Origin of the sequence: Lacrimispora xylanisolvens, from assembly GCF_002934545.1 — a bacterium.
GTDB lineage: Bacteria > Bacillota > Clostridia > Lachnospirales > Lachnospiraceae > Lacrimispora > Lacrimispora xylanisolvens.
Map to the genome: position 1 here is coordinate 101,635 of NZ_PTJA01000014.1, position 13,848 is coordinate 115,482.

The window sequence follows — 13,848 nt, forward strand, 5'->3', positions numbered from 1 at the left end:
GTACATGACAAGGATCAACCGTTCATGTACGTTTCTTTTATTGATTGAATTTAATACTTGTAATCTGTATTTATTTCAGAGTACTCAGTAGAAGCCTTATGGCTGCCTTCTGTTGGCTGGGGCACATCTTCCTGCTGTTCCTTGCTGTTTACCAGCTGGAATTTTCCTACCAGAGATTTTAAGTTCACTGCCTGGGCAGACAGTTCCTCTGAAGTAGCGGCACTTTCTTCCGAAGTAGCGGAGGTTGTCTGAACAACTGCGGAAATCTGGTCAATTCCAGTTGTGATCTGTGTAATGGCATCTGCCTGGACATTAGATGCTTCTGCAATTTCTGCGATTTTACCGGTGGAGATTTCCGACTTCTGAACAACCAGGCGAAGTGCATTCGCTGTCTCGTCAGCGATTTTCGTTCCGCTTCCAATTGCAGATATGGCATTCTCAATGAGAGAAGTAGTATTTTTTGCTGCTTCTGCTGATTTACCAGCCAGGTTTCGTACTTCGTCAGCAACAACAGCAAATCCCTTGCCTGCAGATCCGGCTCTGGCTGCTTCAACAGCTGCATTCAGTGCAAGAATATTGGTCTGGAAAGCAATATCATCAATGGTTCTGATAATTTTGCTGATTTCATTGGAAGTATTGGCAATCTCGTTCATCGCTTCCGTCATTTCTTTCATTTTCTGGTTGCTTTCCGTGATGCCTCTGCCGGCTTCCTGAGAAAGGGTATTTGCCTCCGCTGCATTGGCCGCATTTTGTTTTACACGTTCTGAGATTTCCGTGATTGTTGCGGACAATTCTTCTATGGAAGAGGCCTGCTCTGTGGCTCCCTGGCTTAACGCCTGGGAAGCATCAGCTACCTGGGAGGCACCTGTGGATACCTGCTCGGATGCCTCGTCAATTTCCAGAAGGGTGCTGCTTAAATTTAAGCGGATGTTATGCATTGCTTCATAAATATAGCGATAATCTCCGGTATATTGATCCTGGCACTCCGATTGAACTTTGAAGTTTCCCTGGCTCATCTCCCCAAGCAGATAATTGATATCATGAATAATCAATTTTAAATTTTGTCCCATGTCCACGAATGTTTTTGACAACTGGCCAATTTCATCATTGCTTTTGACCTGAATCTCAACATTTAAGTTTCCTGCCGCAATATTCTTTGCTGCTGCCACAACTCCATCAATGGGTTTCAAGGTTCTCCGTAAAAATACAATGATAACTGAATTAATAAAAATAAGAGATAAAACGGCCAGTACAATCATGACAATAACACTTTTTACCACATCCTTATACAAATCGCTTTTGTCAAGACTGCTTGAAGCCCACCAGGTCTGGGATCCGCAGGAGATGGGATAGTAATGTCTGGTTTCCAGAGAACCGTCAGCCTTTTTTGTATCAATGTGGAATTCTTTCTTGTTTTCCTGCATTTTCACAATCCTGGCATATTCTGATGGAGGAATTAAGTCTTCCAGTTTTTTACCAATGTTATCACTTGATTTACTGTCGAAAGCAATCATATTTCCTTCTGTATAAATATCCACATACATGGAAGGATATTTGGCATCAGTGGTTTTGATTCTGGAAAAATTAGATACGTTAATATCAGCCAGGATAACACCAATTACATTGTCTCCGTTCATAATTGGATATGCTATGGTACTCATCATGGTTCCTTTATAATTAAAAGGATCGGTCAGGTAAGGTGCCTTGGTTTCTCTTGCTACCCGGTAATAATCCTGATTGGAGTATTCGCTGTAGGCTCCCAGAGATTGGGCAGTGTTATTTTTTGCATTATCACGGTCAACGTAGACGGAGTAATCTTTGACTGCCGGATCAAATTGCCCAGGCTCGAAAAAGGCACCGACGCCATATAAGGAATCGGTATTATTAAGAGCTGCCCAGGCTGAATTAGTAATGTAATTTTCTACCTCATAATTGACTTCTTTCAGCTGGGCATTGTATATTTTGCTTTTTCTGTTAATGTCTTTCCAGTCACTGGCAGCTTCCCCTCCGTTATACACCCGATTTAAGTAATCCTGTAAATCTTTGGCAGTGCCAGATGCATCATTAATAATAGACTGAACCATGAGACCGTTCTGAGCTGCAATTCCTGTAAACTCACCATTGATTGCTTTGGATATTGAACTGCTTGCAAGTATGGAAGAGATGGTAATAAGCACGGTCAAACTCATAATCAGTATGATGCCTGTAGCAATGGATGTTTTCATTGCAAGCTTCATATCATTGAAATTAATTTTTTTCTTGTTCTTCATCTTAATGCTCCCTCAAATTAAAAAAATAGAAAAATTTACCAATTACCGTATAAAAAATAAACTGCATATCATGCAGCTGAATTTTTATATATTAAAAAAATGACCCTCCTTTCCTGTCATTAGTTTCATTTTTCTTCACCATCAACCGTTATTCGACACAAAGTGACAATTTGTTAATAGAAAATTCATAAAAAAGATTACTATGATTATTAATAATGAGGGGAATAAAATAATTAAAATGGTAATTTGCATGATTAAATCGGTTTTAACACAGATGATCAACTTTATATACCAGGCATCAGCAACTGAGCTGTAACTTCGGCAACACCGCAAAGAACCATAACCAGGATCGGGTCTTTCTTTTTCTTTCGCAGTAGAAATAGGGCAGCAGCAAAATAGAGTACTGGACGAAGTTTGACCTGACCAGGTAAAAAAGAGAGGGAACCAGAGGGAAATACAGCAGGAAATAAAATATCAATTCCAGCTACTGCAATCATAGATACAACGGCAGGACGCAGACTTTCTAATATATCCTGCAGAATGCTTAAATTTTTATATCGGTTATATGCCCAGGATAAGAAGGTGACAAACAGGCAGGAAGGAAGAACACAGCCCAAAGTTGCAAAAAAAGCGCCGGGTAATCCGGCTATCTGATTTCCAACAAAGGTTGCAGAATTTATGGCAATCGGCCCAGGTGTCATTTGTGAGATGGTAATTAAATCGGTAAAATCGTTTATGGTGAGCCAGTGATAAGTAGTGATAATCTGTTGTTTAATTAATGGCATGGCGGCATAGCCACCTCCGAAGCTGAACGCTCCAATCTGAAAAAATGCCCAGAACAATTTTAAATAGATCATAATTATGCCTCGTTTCTAAGTTTTCGAATGATAGTCTTACCTATGCCGGTCAGTGCTGCAGCTAAGATGATAAAAATTACATTTACATGATAAAAGTAAGCGGCGATAAAGGAAGCTGCCATCAATATAATTAAAAGAGGATCTTTTCCCTTTACCACGTCACCTCCCATATCATAAACAACGGAAAGGATTACAGCACCAACACCTGCTGTCATACCGTTTAGCATCGCCTGAATGATGAAATTTTCCTTAAAGGCAGTGTAAAAAAAGGATATAACAGTGAGAATAACAAAGGGAGGAATCACAGCACCTAAAACGGCGCAAATAACGCCGGGTAATCTGGCAAGTTTATATCCCACAACAATGGCTCCGTTAACAGCAATGGCTCCTGGTGAGGACTGGGCGATGGCTACCAGGTCAAGCATTTCCTGCTGATCAATCCAGTGAAGCTCATCTACAAATTTTTTCTTCAGCAAAGTGACAATTACATAGCCACCGCCAAAAGTAAAAGAGCTTAAATAAAGGGTTGATAAGAATATATTGCTTAATATTTTTTTATTCATCTGTGTAAGTCTCCTGTTTCCGATACAAATTCATTTTCTCTGTCTAAATATCTGCAAAAAATAAAAAGTCCCATTAGGATAAAAGGAGAAAATAACGGATCTGCCTCCACATACCAGCCCCCACCTTTTATACAGTGTACAAGCCTTGCAGCCACCCAGCTTGCCTCATCCATAATGCAGTATTCCTGGCTGTTTCTCATAAATAAATCGTAACCTTTGTGATCCATGGTGAACTTGATCTGATTTACCTGCTGGCCATTCAGTAAAGACAGATTTTCCGGAAAGACAAGACTTCCGGATAAAATGGTCTGATTGAGAGAATCAGAAAGAATATAAATTTGTTCCTGGCTGTGTTCACCGCCCTCACAGGTTTTTATATCTGCATATAATTTAACTCTGCCGTCAGGGGAAAGTATGGTCTTCCTTGTGGGATAATAGGGCATTTTTAAGCAGGCAAGCTTTGTGGAGGGTCTTTCATTATCAATCATATAAAGTTTTCCCGCTTTGATTAAGTATTTCATAGAAGTTTCCTTTCCGGTTGTTTATTCCTTTACCAGTATAGCACTTGATGGTTTATAATTAAAATAGTATAATTTTATCAAAAACATATGATATTAGCTATGATAACAGGAGGTATCCCTATGTCCATACGCCATCTGCGCATATTTCTTACTGTGTGTGAATGCAATAACAGTATAACCAGAGCAGCGAAAAAACTATATATGACCCAGCCATCCGTTTCTGTAGCCATACAGGAGCTTGAAAAATATTATGGGATTGTGTTATTTGACCGCATATCCAGAAGGCTTTATCTGACTGAGGCGGGCAGACAGTTTCTGGAATATGCCCAGCGTATATTTGCCCTCCTTGATGATATGGAGAAGGGGATCAGAAACTGGGATACCATCGGTGTGCTGCGGGTCGGAGCAAGTATCACCATTGGTTCCCAGTTCATGCCAAGTTATGTGGAAAAATTTTCAGCAATGTATCCCGAAGCGGACGTGCAGGTGTTTATCGGAACTTCCCATCAGCTGGAGCAGAAGCTTCTAAATAATGAACTGGATTTTGCACTGGTGGAGCGGCCGGTTCATGAAAGCTCTCTGTTAGCTGAGCCTTATATGGAAGATTCCCTTGCAGTCATTGCTCCCGGCCGTCACCCCTATTACCAGGGACAGGTGCTGAAAAAGGAAGAGTTAAGCGGACAGAAATTTCTTCTGCGTGAACATGGGAGCGGGACCAGGGAGCTGTTTGAAGAAGTGATGGAAAAATCGGGTATTACGATAAAGCCAGTATGGGAGGGAATGAGTACAACCGCACTGGTCAATGCAGTTATTCATGGACTTGGAATTGCCGTTGTGCCAAAGCGCATGGTTTCCGGTCCATTGGAGAAAAATCTGGTTTACCAGGTGGAAATAGAGGATGCGGAATTTAAACGGTACTTCTATATCGTCCATCACAAAGACAAGCTTTTAACCAGGACGATTCATGAATTCATTGATCTTTGCAGGTGTTACGAGCTGGACTTCCCCATGCCAAAATACAATGGACTATAAAAAACACGGGACATTCCATCGGAGGGATGCTGGAAACCGCAATGACTTCCATGGAGGTTCCGGCCAAAGAGATGGGAGAAGAGGTTACCAGGATGATTGTTTCCGACATTGAAGGTGGGGCGGATAAAAAAAACAGCCCGTTTCACAAAGTATTTGAAGCTTCTCTTATTGAGAGAGAAACAACTTAGACCTTTAAACGGGCATAGGATCAGGTTTATGACAGCTGGTTCTTATTTTTTCCGGATTTCCACAAAAGGATAAAACCTGCAAGAGCTACAAACAGGGAGATAAACTGGGAAGTTGATAAGCTTCCAACAGAACCCCTGATTAAATCACCCCGGTAAAATTCAATTGCGAATCTCCCCAGGCTGTAAAAAATCAGATAGAAAGCGCTGACTCTTCCGGCAGGGGGATTGTTCCGTGCCAGTGCCAGCAGTACAAGAAAGTTGGCAAAGTCAAAAACACTGGATACAATCTGAGTCGGCAGCAGCGGGATTCCGTTCGGTGCAAACTGAGAACTCTGAAAGGTTATGGAAAAAGGTCCGGAGGTCTGACGCCCATAACAGCAGCCGGCAAGAAGACATCCGATTCTTCCAAACCCCTGTGCCAGGGCAATTGACGGAACTACAAGATCCAGATAACGGATTGGACTTATTTTCTTTATACGGCAGTAAATAAATCCGGCACCAATTCCCCCGATGATTCCTCCATACACCACAAATCCGGTTGAGATATCAAGTAAAAGTCTGGGATTACTTCTGATTTCATCTAATATTGTAACGTAGTAAAGAAGCTTGGCACAGACAAGACCGCCCCCGGCTCCCAGGATAAGCAGATAGAATAAGTGATCCGGTTCCAGCCCTGCCTTTTTGGCGCGGTATTCTGCTGTTAAGTAGGCTGCCGCAATTCCAATGCCGATCATCAGACCGTATCCGTGAAACGTAAAACCCCCGATGGAGAATAAATCGTTATACATGGTTATCTTCCTTCTTTTATCTTTAGAATAAAAACGAAGTTATTATACCATATCTTTTCATACATTGCAAAGAAAGCCGAAAGGCTTTGGTATCACACAATATATAAAATGGTCATTTCCTTTAATTTTTCATTCATCTGCTGCCTTAAAAACAGCTCCCCATCTTCTCTTAAATCATTTTTGTAACAATATTTCCCCCTGCCTCTTCCTGTCATTAAGTCTTTGTCATAAAGCTTTCCTGCGTCAGGAAATGCCTCACTGTTAATGGCATTGTGGACAAAGCTGTAAGTCATGAAAATTATTTCAACCAGAGCGGTCCGCTTTACCTTTTCGCTTAACTGCATGGAAAGAATTGTAATCAGTTCGGAATAAAGCTGTTTCCAGTCATCCGTTAATATGACAGGTGCAATAAGGATTCCAACCCGGTAACCGGCGTCACACATTTTGTTTAATGCGGTAATTCTTGCATTTAATCCGGAAGTTCCAGGTTCAAATCTGGTTATAATGGACTGGGGATTCACGCTCATACGCATGATAATGCGTCCTCTGTGATTTAAATCAAGAAGAGGGTCCACCTGGTTAAATTTAGTGGGAAAGGTTAAAAAGCCTTTGTCTGTTTTTCCAAACTGTTCAATGGTCCATGATAAATTGCCGGTAATCGTATTTTCCAGAACCAGATCACTGTTACTGCCAATCTCATAAGTGTTGTCTTTTACGGATTTAGCCTGATGATTGATTATTTTATTCAGCATCTGTTCCCGGTTTACAAACAGGCGCAGATAAGAACACTTATTGTAGTTGCAGACCAGATAACAGTAGTGGCACATGGCAGTACAGCCGGATGAAGTATAAGGAACAAGATAATCTGAAACTTTATGGTTTGGAACGTAGTTATGGGTTTTTCTGACTCCAATGACCAGCAGCCGTTTTAGTTCAGGGAAATCCTTGTTGGGCCGGGTGCGCAGTTCATCTATTTTATTATGGCTTTCAATGGGAATCCATGGTATATCTTTATATTTCTCTTTCAATAATCCACCTAACTCATAGTTCATGGAATCTGGTTCAAAATAAATTTTATCTGGAAACATATTGGTTAACCTCCTGTTTCCATTTATTATGCGGAGAAAAAATCGGGATATTCCATGTAAAAATGCACAAAAAAACGACTAAAATCTGTATGATATTACAAAAATTCAATAACGATCATATAAAAGATAAACGAACATATAATCCTATTGAAAATCAACTTTAATCATGATAATATGGCATTACAGAAACAAAACGAACATAAAAAACCGGCATTAAGATCAAAGGAGAAGGTAGTATGAGCAAGGTGAGTGAAACGACCAGAGAATCATGGATCATGAGCACGTTTCCAGAGTGGGGAACCTGGCTGAATGAAGAGATTGAAAGCGAGGAAGTAAAACCCGGCACTGTGGCAATGTGGTGGTTAGGCTGTACAGGAATCTGGTTTAAAACACCAGGCGGTTGTAATTTAACCATTGACTTATGGTGTGGAAACGGAAAACGTACTCATGGAGACGGAAGGATGGCAGAAGGGCATCAGATGGCTAATATGTGTGGTGCCAGAAAGATGCAGCCCAATTTAAGAGCAGTACCTTTTGTCATTGATCCATTTGCCATCAAAAAGGTGGATGGAGTTTTGGCAACTCATTATCATCAGGATCACATGAGCGCGGAGTATGCGGCTCACGTCATTCAAAGCGGTATGACCACCACTGACGAGAATGGAAATGAGATTCCGGTTCCATTTATCGGTCCTTTAAAATCCGTGGAAACCTGGATCAAATGGGGAGTTCCAAAAGAACGGTGTAAGGTAGTGCGTCCGGGAGACACCATAAAGATCAGGGACGTGGAAATCGTAGTGCTTGATTCCTTTGACAGAACCTGTCTTGTAACAACGGACTCCACCGGAGCGGACAGAGAAGAACTGACCGGAATCTGCCCCACCGATATGGACGATAAAGCGGTCAATTACTTAATAAAAACGCCAGGTGGCAATATCTATCACAGCGGTGATTCCCATTATTCCATCTATTTTGCAAAGCATGGAAAGGATCACAAGGTTGATGTGGCATTTGGCTCCTATGGAGAAAATCCGGTAGGTATGGCGGATAAGATGACCTCCTGCGATGTACTTCGCATGGCGGAGGCATTAAACTGTGATGTGGTGATTCCCATTCACTATGATGTGTGGAGCAACTTTATGGCTGATGTCAACGAAATCCGGGTGCTTTATGATATGAAAAAGGACCGTCTGGATTACCGGTTCCATCCGTTCTTCTGGGAAGTAGGCGGAAAATATGTCTATCCAACAGACAGAGAGAAAAAAGCCTATCATCACCCCAGAGGATTTGAGGACTGCTTTGAAGCTCCTCAGAACATACCATTTCGGTCCTGTTTATAGATAATCGGGGAGGGTTCGTCATGCTGTTAAAAGAGTTTGTAGAACTGGGGCATTATAAATTCGCGGAGGAAGCGGCAAGCTGGGAGGATGCGGTCCGGATGAGCTGTGAGACCTTAGAGGCGGATGGAACTGTTGAGGCAGATTATAAGGAAGAAATCATTGAATGCATCAGGAAATATGGACCTTATATTATCATCATGCCAAATGTAGCCATGCCGCATTCTCAGGAAGGTGCAAAAGGGGTGCACAAAACTGCGATCGGATTTATGAAGCTGAATAAGCCGGTCAGCTTTGAGCCGGGAGATGTGGAAAAGGATGCAAGGCTTTTCTTTACTCTTGCTTCCTGTAATCCGGAGCAGCATTTGGTAAATATGACAAGGCTGTCAGAACTGTTAATGAATGAAGGGGCGGTGGAAGCACTGTTAAGTGCCAATTCACCGGAGGATTTAATTAAAATCCAGAGCGATTATCTGGATTCATAATGGGGAGGGTTTCTTATGGATATTTTATTAAAGATCTGGTCGTATTTTGCAGTCAATGTATTACAGCAGCCGGCTTTTATGATTGGTCTGATCGTTATGATCGGTTACGTGCTGCTTGGAAAACCCTGGTATGATGTTCTTGCCGGCGTAATTAAGGCAATCGTAGGTTATCTGATTCTGACAGTGGGTTCCGGGGGCTTAGTCAATAATTTCCGTCCTGTGCTTGTGGGTCTGAAAGATCGTTTCAATATGAACGCAATGGTAATTGACCCTTACTTTGGACAAAATGCAGTAACAGCAGGGGTGGAAGAAGTGTTTGGTAAAGCATTTGGCAATGCCATGATTCTGCTTTTAATCGCGTTCATTGTAAATATTCTACTGGTCCGTTTCAGTAAGGTGACCAAGTTAAGAGCCCTGTTTACCACTGGTCATGTACAGGTACAGCAGGCAGCTACCGCTTACTGGCTCATCCTCTTTGCCTGCCCGTTTTTATTAAACAATAACGTTGCCCTTCTGGTAGTAATGGCACTGATTCTTGGAGCTTACTGGGCAGTGGGTTCAAACTTAACCATCAAGCCCTGTCAGGAACTGACCGATGGTGCAGGCTTCTGTCTGGCACATCAGCAGATGTTTGGTATTGCATTTAATACATGGCTGGCAGAAAAGCTGTTCGGCAAAAGGAAAAACGGGAAAGAAATTAAGAAGATAGACGAGATCGAACTTCCCGGATTCATGTCCATATTCAATGAAAACATGGTATGTACCTCCATACTGATGATCGTTTTCTTCGGAGCAATTCTGTGTATTTTAGGAAGGGAATATCTGGTGGAACAAAAGTTCATGAAAGAGGGCGCCAGCATGGTCTTCTATGTCATTCAGACCTGCCTTTATTTCTCTGTTTACCTGGCAATCCTTCAGCTGGGAGTCAGAACCTTCGTCACTGAGCTGACCGCTTCCTTCCAGGGAATTGCAGATAAGCTCCTTCCTGGATCCCTTCCCGGAGTTGACTGTGCAGTTGTATTCGGGTTTGGTTCTGCCAATGCGGTACCTCTTGGTTTCCTTGCAGGCTTTGCCGGTCAGATTCTGGCAATCATCGCACTGATTGTTTTAAAGAGCCCGGTTCTTGTAATCTGCGGTTTCGTTCCTGTATTCTTTGATAATGCAACCATTGCCGTATTTGCCAATGAAAAAGGCGGAATTAAAGCAGCACTTTTGTTGCCGTTCTTCTCTGGTATCTGTCAGGTGTTCGGGTCAGCAATTATTGCAGGCTGGGTTGGAATGGCAGCTTATGGCGGATACTTAGGTATGTGGGACTGGGCTGTTGTATGGCCGGTTATGACAGCAGTCATGAAGTTCTTAAGCTATGCCGGAGTGCTGATTGTAGTGGTTGTTTTACTGGCGATTCCCCAGATTCAGTATCGGAAGGATAAAAAAGGTTATTTCCTTATTACAGAAAATTACGAAGCCTATAAAGAATTAAAAGGAGTTAAATAGAAGTCAGGAGAAGGAATATGTCAAAAGAAAATATGAGTTTTATGGTTTGCTGTGCCAATGGGGCCGGCTCCAGTCTGATGATGAAAATGACAATGCAGAAGGTACTTGATAAGGCGGGAATAAAGCCCACCAAAGTTCATCACTGCGCCTTATCGGAAGGAAAAACGGCAGCCGCTCAGTACGATGTTGTCTTTTGCGCACAGAATTTTGTCAGTATGTTTAAAGGGGCACAGGAAAAAGGGACTCTGGTGATTGGCCTTAGAAATATCATGTCTCCCCAGGAGATGGAACAAAAAATGAAGGAAAATGGAATTCTTTAATTTCAATCAAAACGAACATAAAATAAGTGACACAGGCTTCTGAACAGGCTATAATGAGGATAAAGAATCATATCTTTATGAGTTGAGAGGGAAAACAATGAAAAAAGACAGAGCTTGTGTTGAGAACAGAAGGAGCCGCATCCTGGAACTGATGGAGAAAAATCCCAGGGTGCGGGTAGATGAACTGGCGGAAGCATTAGAGGTTTCACTGATTACCATACGCAGGGATTTGCAGTATTTAGAAGATAAGAAGCTTCTTGTACGCACCCATGGAGGCGCCATTGCTTCCGGCAGTCCAGTGGATGAGGTTTCCTTATACAGGAGACTGATTGCTGAATTTGCTGCGAAGTTTGTAGCCGATAATGATACGCTGTTTATTAATACCAGCAGCAATGCATTAAAAATACTGGAATACATTAACTGTTCCAATGTAACCGTCATTACCAATAACGGAAAAGCCATTCACTGTGAGCATTCCCAGGAAGTAAACGTGGTGCTGACAGGCGGTGAACTGCGCTATCCAAAAGAAGCTATGGTAGGAGATTTTGCATTACGCAATTTACAGACAATTTACGCGAAGAAAGCATTTATCGGCTGTTCCGGTATCAGCGGGGAAAACGGCATGACAACAGAGATCTTCAACGAGGTCAGTATCAATGAAATGATGGCAGGCCATGCAACCCAGGCTGTCTATGTCCTGGCGGATCACACAAAGATCGGGAAAAACAGCAGCTTTGTCAGCTGCCCCATTGAAAAAATCAAGTGTTTAATTACCGATGAAAAAGCATCATCAGAAGCTCTGGATCTGATCAGGGAAAAAGGGGTGGAAGTGTTTGTAGTCCACCGGTCAGATTTTTAAATCAATCATAGTGGAACAATGCCCGGGCGTCCATGTTGATTGCATCTTTCGTGGAGGCAAATTTATGGAAAAGGCATATACCCTTGGATTATATGAGAAATCCATGCCTGAGTGGCTTGGATGGAAAGAAAAACTGGAAGCAGCAAAAGCAGCCGGTTATGATTTTGTGGAAATCAGCATTGATGAAACAGACCAAAAATTAAGCCGTTTATCCATGTCGCAGGCAGAACGGCTGGAATTAATCAATACCATGAAGATTGTGGGACTGCCCATCCGCACCATGTGCTTAAGCGGGCACCGCAAATATCCCCTTGGAAGCCACGATCCCGCAATACGGGAAAAGGGAATGGAGATTATGGAGAAAGCAATCCAGCTGGCAGATGATCTGGGGGTCAGGATCATCCAGCTGGCAGGCTATGATGTATATTATGAGGATTCAAGCGAGGAGACCAAGCGGTATTTTCTGGAGAATCTGAAGAGAGCCACGGAAATTGCGGCGCGCCTGGGAGTTGTACTGGGATTTGAGACCATGGAAACGGAATTCATGAATACAGTGGAAAAATCCATGGAATATGTAAAGCTGGTATCATCTATGTATTTAAACGTCTATCCGGATATCGGGAATATTACCAATGCAGCCAAAACTTACGGAATCAATGCCTTAGATGACTTACGCGCAGGGAAAGGTCATCTGGTTGCCATGCATTTAAAAGAAACCGTTCCTGGAAAATTCAGGGAAATTCCATTTGGGACGGGGCATGTGGACTTTGAAAGTGCCATTCAAACAGCCTGGGAGCTGGGAATCAGAAAATATGTGGCTGAGTTTTGGTATACCGGTAATTCCCAGTGGATGAGAGAACTTTACGATGCTAATAAGCGGATGACTGAGATTCTGGATAAACAATGCCTGAAGGAGAGTGTGCAATGAAAGCAGAGAAAAAGGTATTGGGGCATTTAACAAAATGTTATTCGGTTGCCCCCTTAAATTATAAAGGGAAAGAACATTTTCTGGTGGCAGCGGAAAAGGAAGATCCCTGTCTTTTATTTGATATGGACGGAAATAAGGTGGATACTGTCTGGGAAGAACCAGGCGGCACCATGTCCATGGTACAGGTTCCCGGTACAGACGGACAGTTTCTGGCAACCCAGCGGTTTTATTCTCCCAATGATTCCAAAGAGGCAGTCATAGTACTGGTAACCCCGGATAATTTGGGGAAGTGGCAGATAAAGACCATTGCAGCCCTTCCTCATGTCCATCGGTTTGATATATTAAAAAGGGGAAGGACATACTATCTTCTGGCCTGTACTTTAAAATCCGGCCACGAGTATAAGGAAGACTGGTCCAGTCCGGGCAAGGTTTATGCTGCAGTGCTTCCGGAGGATCTTTCAGGGCTTTGTGAGTCCCATCCGTTGCAATTTGAAGTGATTCTGGAAGGACTGTTTAAGAATCATGGCTATTACCGGGTGGAGGAAGACGGAGCAGATACGGCACTGGTATCCTGTGAAGGAGGAGTTTTTCAGTTTGTCCCGCCCTTTCAAAAAGGGGAAAAGTGGGAGGTACAGAAGCTGCTTGACACTCCTGCCAGTGATGGTGTTTTAATTGACTTTGATGAGGATGGGGAAAAAGAGCTTGCTGTATTGTCCCCCTTCCATGGTGACTGCATTTCCATATATAAAAAATCGGAAGGCAGCTATAAAAAAGTATACGAATATGAGAAAAAGGCAGAGTTTTCCCATGGGATTTTTGGGGGAAGCTTATGCGGGAAGCCTGCTTTGGTGGTGGGGCACAGGCAGGGAGAGAGAAATCTCCTTTGCTTTACCTGGAATAAAGAACTTAAGACATATCAATGGGAGATCCTGGACCGGGACTGCGGACCTGCCAATGTTCTGCATTTGAAAAAAGAAGGGGAAGACTTATTAATCAGCGCAAACCGGGAAATTGATGAAATTGCCATGTACCGGATTACACCATAGGTGGAATAACCGGGTTTCTAAAAGAGAATAGACAATTATACCTTTGTGAAGTATACTGAAATTAAGTTGAAC

At 42.5% G+C, this 13,848-nt stretch carries 15 protein-coding genes; 9 read left to right on the forward strand and 6 right to left on the reverse strand.

Going from position 1 to position 13,848, the window contains the following annotated elements; all coding sequences use genetic code 11:
• Nucleotides 1-50: 50 nt before the first annotated feature.
• From BXY41_RS21790 to BXY41_RS21805, 4 genes are all read right to left on the reverse strand, one after another.
• A complete protein-coding gene (locus BXY41_RS21790; RefSeq protein ID WP_104438992.1) occupies nt 51-2,270 on the reverse strand; it encodes a methyl-accepting chemotaxis protein in 2,220 nt (739 codons plus the stop codon).
• A 284-nt stretch (nt 2,271-2,554) separates the two neighbouring features.
• On the reverse strand, nt 2,555-3,127 hold the full coding sequence (locus tag BXY41_RS21795; RefSeq protein ID WP_104438993.1) for a chromate transporter: 573 nt from the start codon (nt 3,125-3,127) through the stop codon (nt 2,555-2,557).
• A 2-nt stretch (nt 3,128-3,129) separates the two neighbouring features.
• Nucleotides 3,130-3,690: a chromate transporter gene (locus BXY41_RS21800; protein WP_104438994.1), complete on the reverse strand. Its 561-nt coding sequence runs from the start codon at nt 3,688-3,690 to the stop codon at nt 3,130-3,132.
• Nucleotides 3,687-4,211, reverse strand: a complete 525-nt coding sequence (locus tag BXY41_RS21805; RefSeq protein WP_104438995.1) for a hypothetical protein — start codon at nt 4,209-4,211, stop codon at nt 3,687-3,689. Before BXY41_RS21805 ends, BXY41_RS21800 begins: the two co-directional genes overlap by 4 nt.
• Nucleotides 4,212-4,331: 120 nt before the next feature.
• Here BXY41_RS21805 and BXY41_RS21810 point away from each other — a divergent pair, with 120 nt between their 5' ends.
• Nucleotides 4,332-5,243 carry a LysR family transcriptional regulator gene (locus tag BXY41_RS21810; protein WP_185140384.1) on the forward strand — a complete coding sequence of 304 codons (912 nt, stop codon included), beginning with the start codon at nt 4,332-4,334 and terminating at the stop codon, nt 5,241-5,243.
• Nucleotides 5,244-5,269: 26 nt separating this feature from the next.
• Nucleotides 5,270-5,431 carry a hypothetical protein gene (locus tag BXY41_RS26865; protein WP_170072526.1) on the forward strand — a complete coding sequence of 54 codons (162 nt, stop codon included), beginning with the start codon at nt 5,270-5,272 and terminating at the stop codon, nt 5,429-5,431.
• Nucleotides 5,432-5,457: 26 nt separating this feature from the next.
• On the opposite strand, the gene lgt is transcribed toward BXY41_RS26865, so the two are convergent.
• Complete coding sequence (gene lgt, locus BXY41_RS21815) at nt 5,458-6,219, reverse strand: prolipoprotein diacylglyceryl transferase (RefSeq protein ID WP_104438996.1); 762 nt, start codon at nt 6,217-6,219, stop codon at nt 5,458-5,460.
• A 92-nt stretch (nt 6,220-6,311) separates the two neighbouring features.
• Entirely contained in the window at nt 6,312-7,307 is a 996-nt protein-coding gene (locus tag BXY41_RS21820; protein ID WP_104438997.1) for an SPL family radical SAM protein, read from the reverse strand.
• 236 nt (nt 7,308-7,543) lie between these two features.
• On the opposite strand from BXY41_RS21820, the gene ulaG reads away from it, so the two are divergent.
• The 7 genes from ulaG to BXY41_RS21855 all read left to right on the forward strand — a co-directional run bounded on the left by ulaG (nt 7,544) and on the right by BXY41_RS21855 (nt 13,776).
• Nucleotides 7,544-8,647 (forward strand): L-ascorbate 6-phosphate lactonase, encoded by a 1,104-nt coding sequence (gene ulaG / locus BXY41_RS21825; RefSeq protein ID WP_104438998.1) that lies wholly within the window; start codon nt 7,544-7,546, stop codon nt 8,645-8,647.
• Nucleotides 8,648-8,667: 20 nt separating this feature from the next.
• The gene (locus BXY41_RS21830) at nt 8,668-9,129 is read left to right on the forward strand and encodes a PTS sugar transporter subunit IIA (protein ID WP_170072528.1); all 462 of its coding nucleotides are present in this window, start codon (nt 8,668-8,670) and stop codon (nt 9,127-9,129) included.
• A 15-nt stretch (nt 9,130-9,144) separates the two neighbouring features.
• Complete coding sequence (ulaA, locus tag BXY41_RS21835) at nt 9,145-10,623, forward strand: PTS ascorbate transporter subunit IIC (RefSeq protein ID WP_104438999.1); 1,479 nt, start codon at nt 9,145-9,147, stop codon at nt 10,621-10,623.
• A 17-nt stretch (nt 10,624-10,640) separates the two neighbouring features.
• Entirely contained in the window at nt 10,641-10,943 is a 303-nt protein-coding gene (locus tag BXY41_RS21840; protein ID WP_207657089.1) for a PTS sugar transporter subunit IIB, read from the forward strand.
• A 97-nt stretch (nt 10,944-11,040) separates the two neighbouring features.
• The gene (locus tag BXY41_RS21845) at nt 11,041-11,802 is read left to right on the forward strand and encodes a DeoR/GlpR family DNA-binding transcription regulator (RefSeq protein ID WP_104439000.1); all 762 of its coding nucleotides are present in this window, start codon (nt 11,041-11,043) and stop codon (nt 11,800-11,802) included.
• Nucleotides 11,803-11,866: 64 nt separating this feature from the next.
• The gene (locus BXY41_RS21850) at nt 11,867-12,730 is read left to right on the forward strand and encodes an L-ribulose-5-phosphate 3-epimerase (RefSeq protein ID WP_104439001.1); all 864 of its coding nucleotides are present in this window, start codon (nt 11,867-11,869) and stop codon (nt 12,728-12,730) included.
• Entirely contained in the window at nt 12,727-13,776 is a 1,050-nt protein-coding gene (locus tag BXY41_RS21855) for a hypothetical protein (protein WP_104439002.1), read from the forward strand. Before BXY41_RS21850 ends, BXY41_RS21855 begins: the two co-directional genes overlap by 4 nt.
• Nucleotides 13,777-13,848: the final 72 nt, after the last annotated feature.

What these genes read in the sequence shown, in the direction of transcription:
- BXY41_RS21790 (WP_104438992.1), bottom strand. Translation starts at nt 2,270, where the DNA reads ATGAAGAACAAGAAAAAAATTAATTTCAATGATATGAAGCTTGCAATG.
- BXY41_RS21795 (WP_104438993.1), bottom strand. Translation starts at nt 3,127, where the DNA reads ATGATCTATTTAAAATTGTTCTGGGCATTTTTTCAGATTGGAGCGTTC.
- BXY41_RS21800 (WP_104438994.1), bottom strand. Translation starts at nt 3,690, where the DNA reads ATGAATAAAAAAATATTAAGCAATATATTCTTATCAACCCTTTATTTA.
- BXY41_RS21805 (WP_104438995.1), bottom strand. Translation starts at nt 4,211, where the DNA reads ATGAAATACTTAATCAAAGCGGGAAAACTTTATATGATTGATAATGAA.
- BXY41_RS21810 (WP_185140384.1), top strand. Translation starts at nt 4,332, where the DNA reads ATGTCCATACGCCATCTGCGCATATTTCTTACTGTGTGTGAATGCAAT.
- BXY41_RS26865 (WP_170072526.1), top strand. Translation starts at nt 5,270, where the DNA reads ATGCTGGAAACCGCAATGACTTCCATGGAGGTTCCGGCCAAAGAGATG.
- lgt (WP_104438996.1), bottom strand. Translation starts at nt 6,219, where the DNA reads ATGTATAACGATTTATTCTCCATCGGGGGTTTTACGTTTCACGGATAC.
- BXY41_RS21820 (WP_104438997.1), bottom strand. Translation starts at nt 7,307, where the DNA reads ATGTTTCCAGATAAAATTTATTTTGAACCAGATTCCATGAACTATGAG.
- ulaG (WP_104438998.1), top strand. Translation starts at nt 7,544, where the DNA reads ATGAGCAAGGTGAGTGAAACGACCAGAGAATCATGGATCATGAGCACG.
- BXY41_RS21830 (WP_170072528.1), top strand. Translation starts at nt 8,668, where the DNA reads ATGCTGTTAAAAGAGTTTGTAGAACTGGGGCATTATAAATTCGCGGAG.
- ulaA (WP_104438999.1), top strand. Translation starts at nt 9,145, where the DNA reads ATGGATATTTTATTAAAGATCTGGTCGTATTTTGCAGTCAATGTATTA.
- BXY41_RS21840 (WP_207657089.1), top strand. Translation starts at nt 10,641, where the DNA reads ATGTCAAAAGAAAATATGAGTTTTATGGTTTGCTGTGCCAATGGGGCC.
- BXY41_RS21845 (WP_104439000.1), top strand. Translation starts at nt 11,041, where the DNA reads ATGAAAAAAGACAGAGCTTGTGTTGAGAACAGAAGGAGCCGCATCCTG.
- BXY41_RS21850 (WP_104439001.1), top strand. Translation starts at nt 11,867, where the DNA reads ATGGAAAAGGCATATACCCTTGGATTATATGAGAAATCCATGCCTGAG.
- BXY41_RS21855 (WP_104439002.1), top strand. Translation starts at nt 12,727, where the DNA reads ATGAAAGCAGAGAAAAAGGTATTGGGGCATTTAACAAAATGTTATTCG.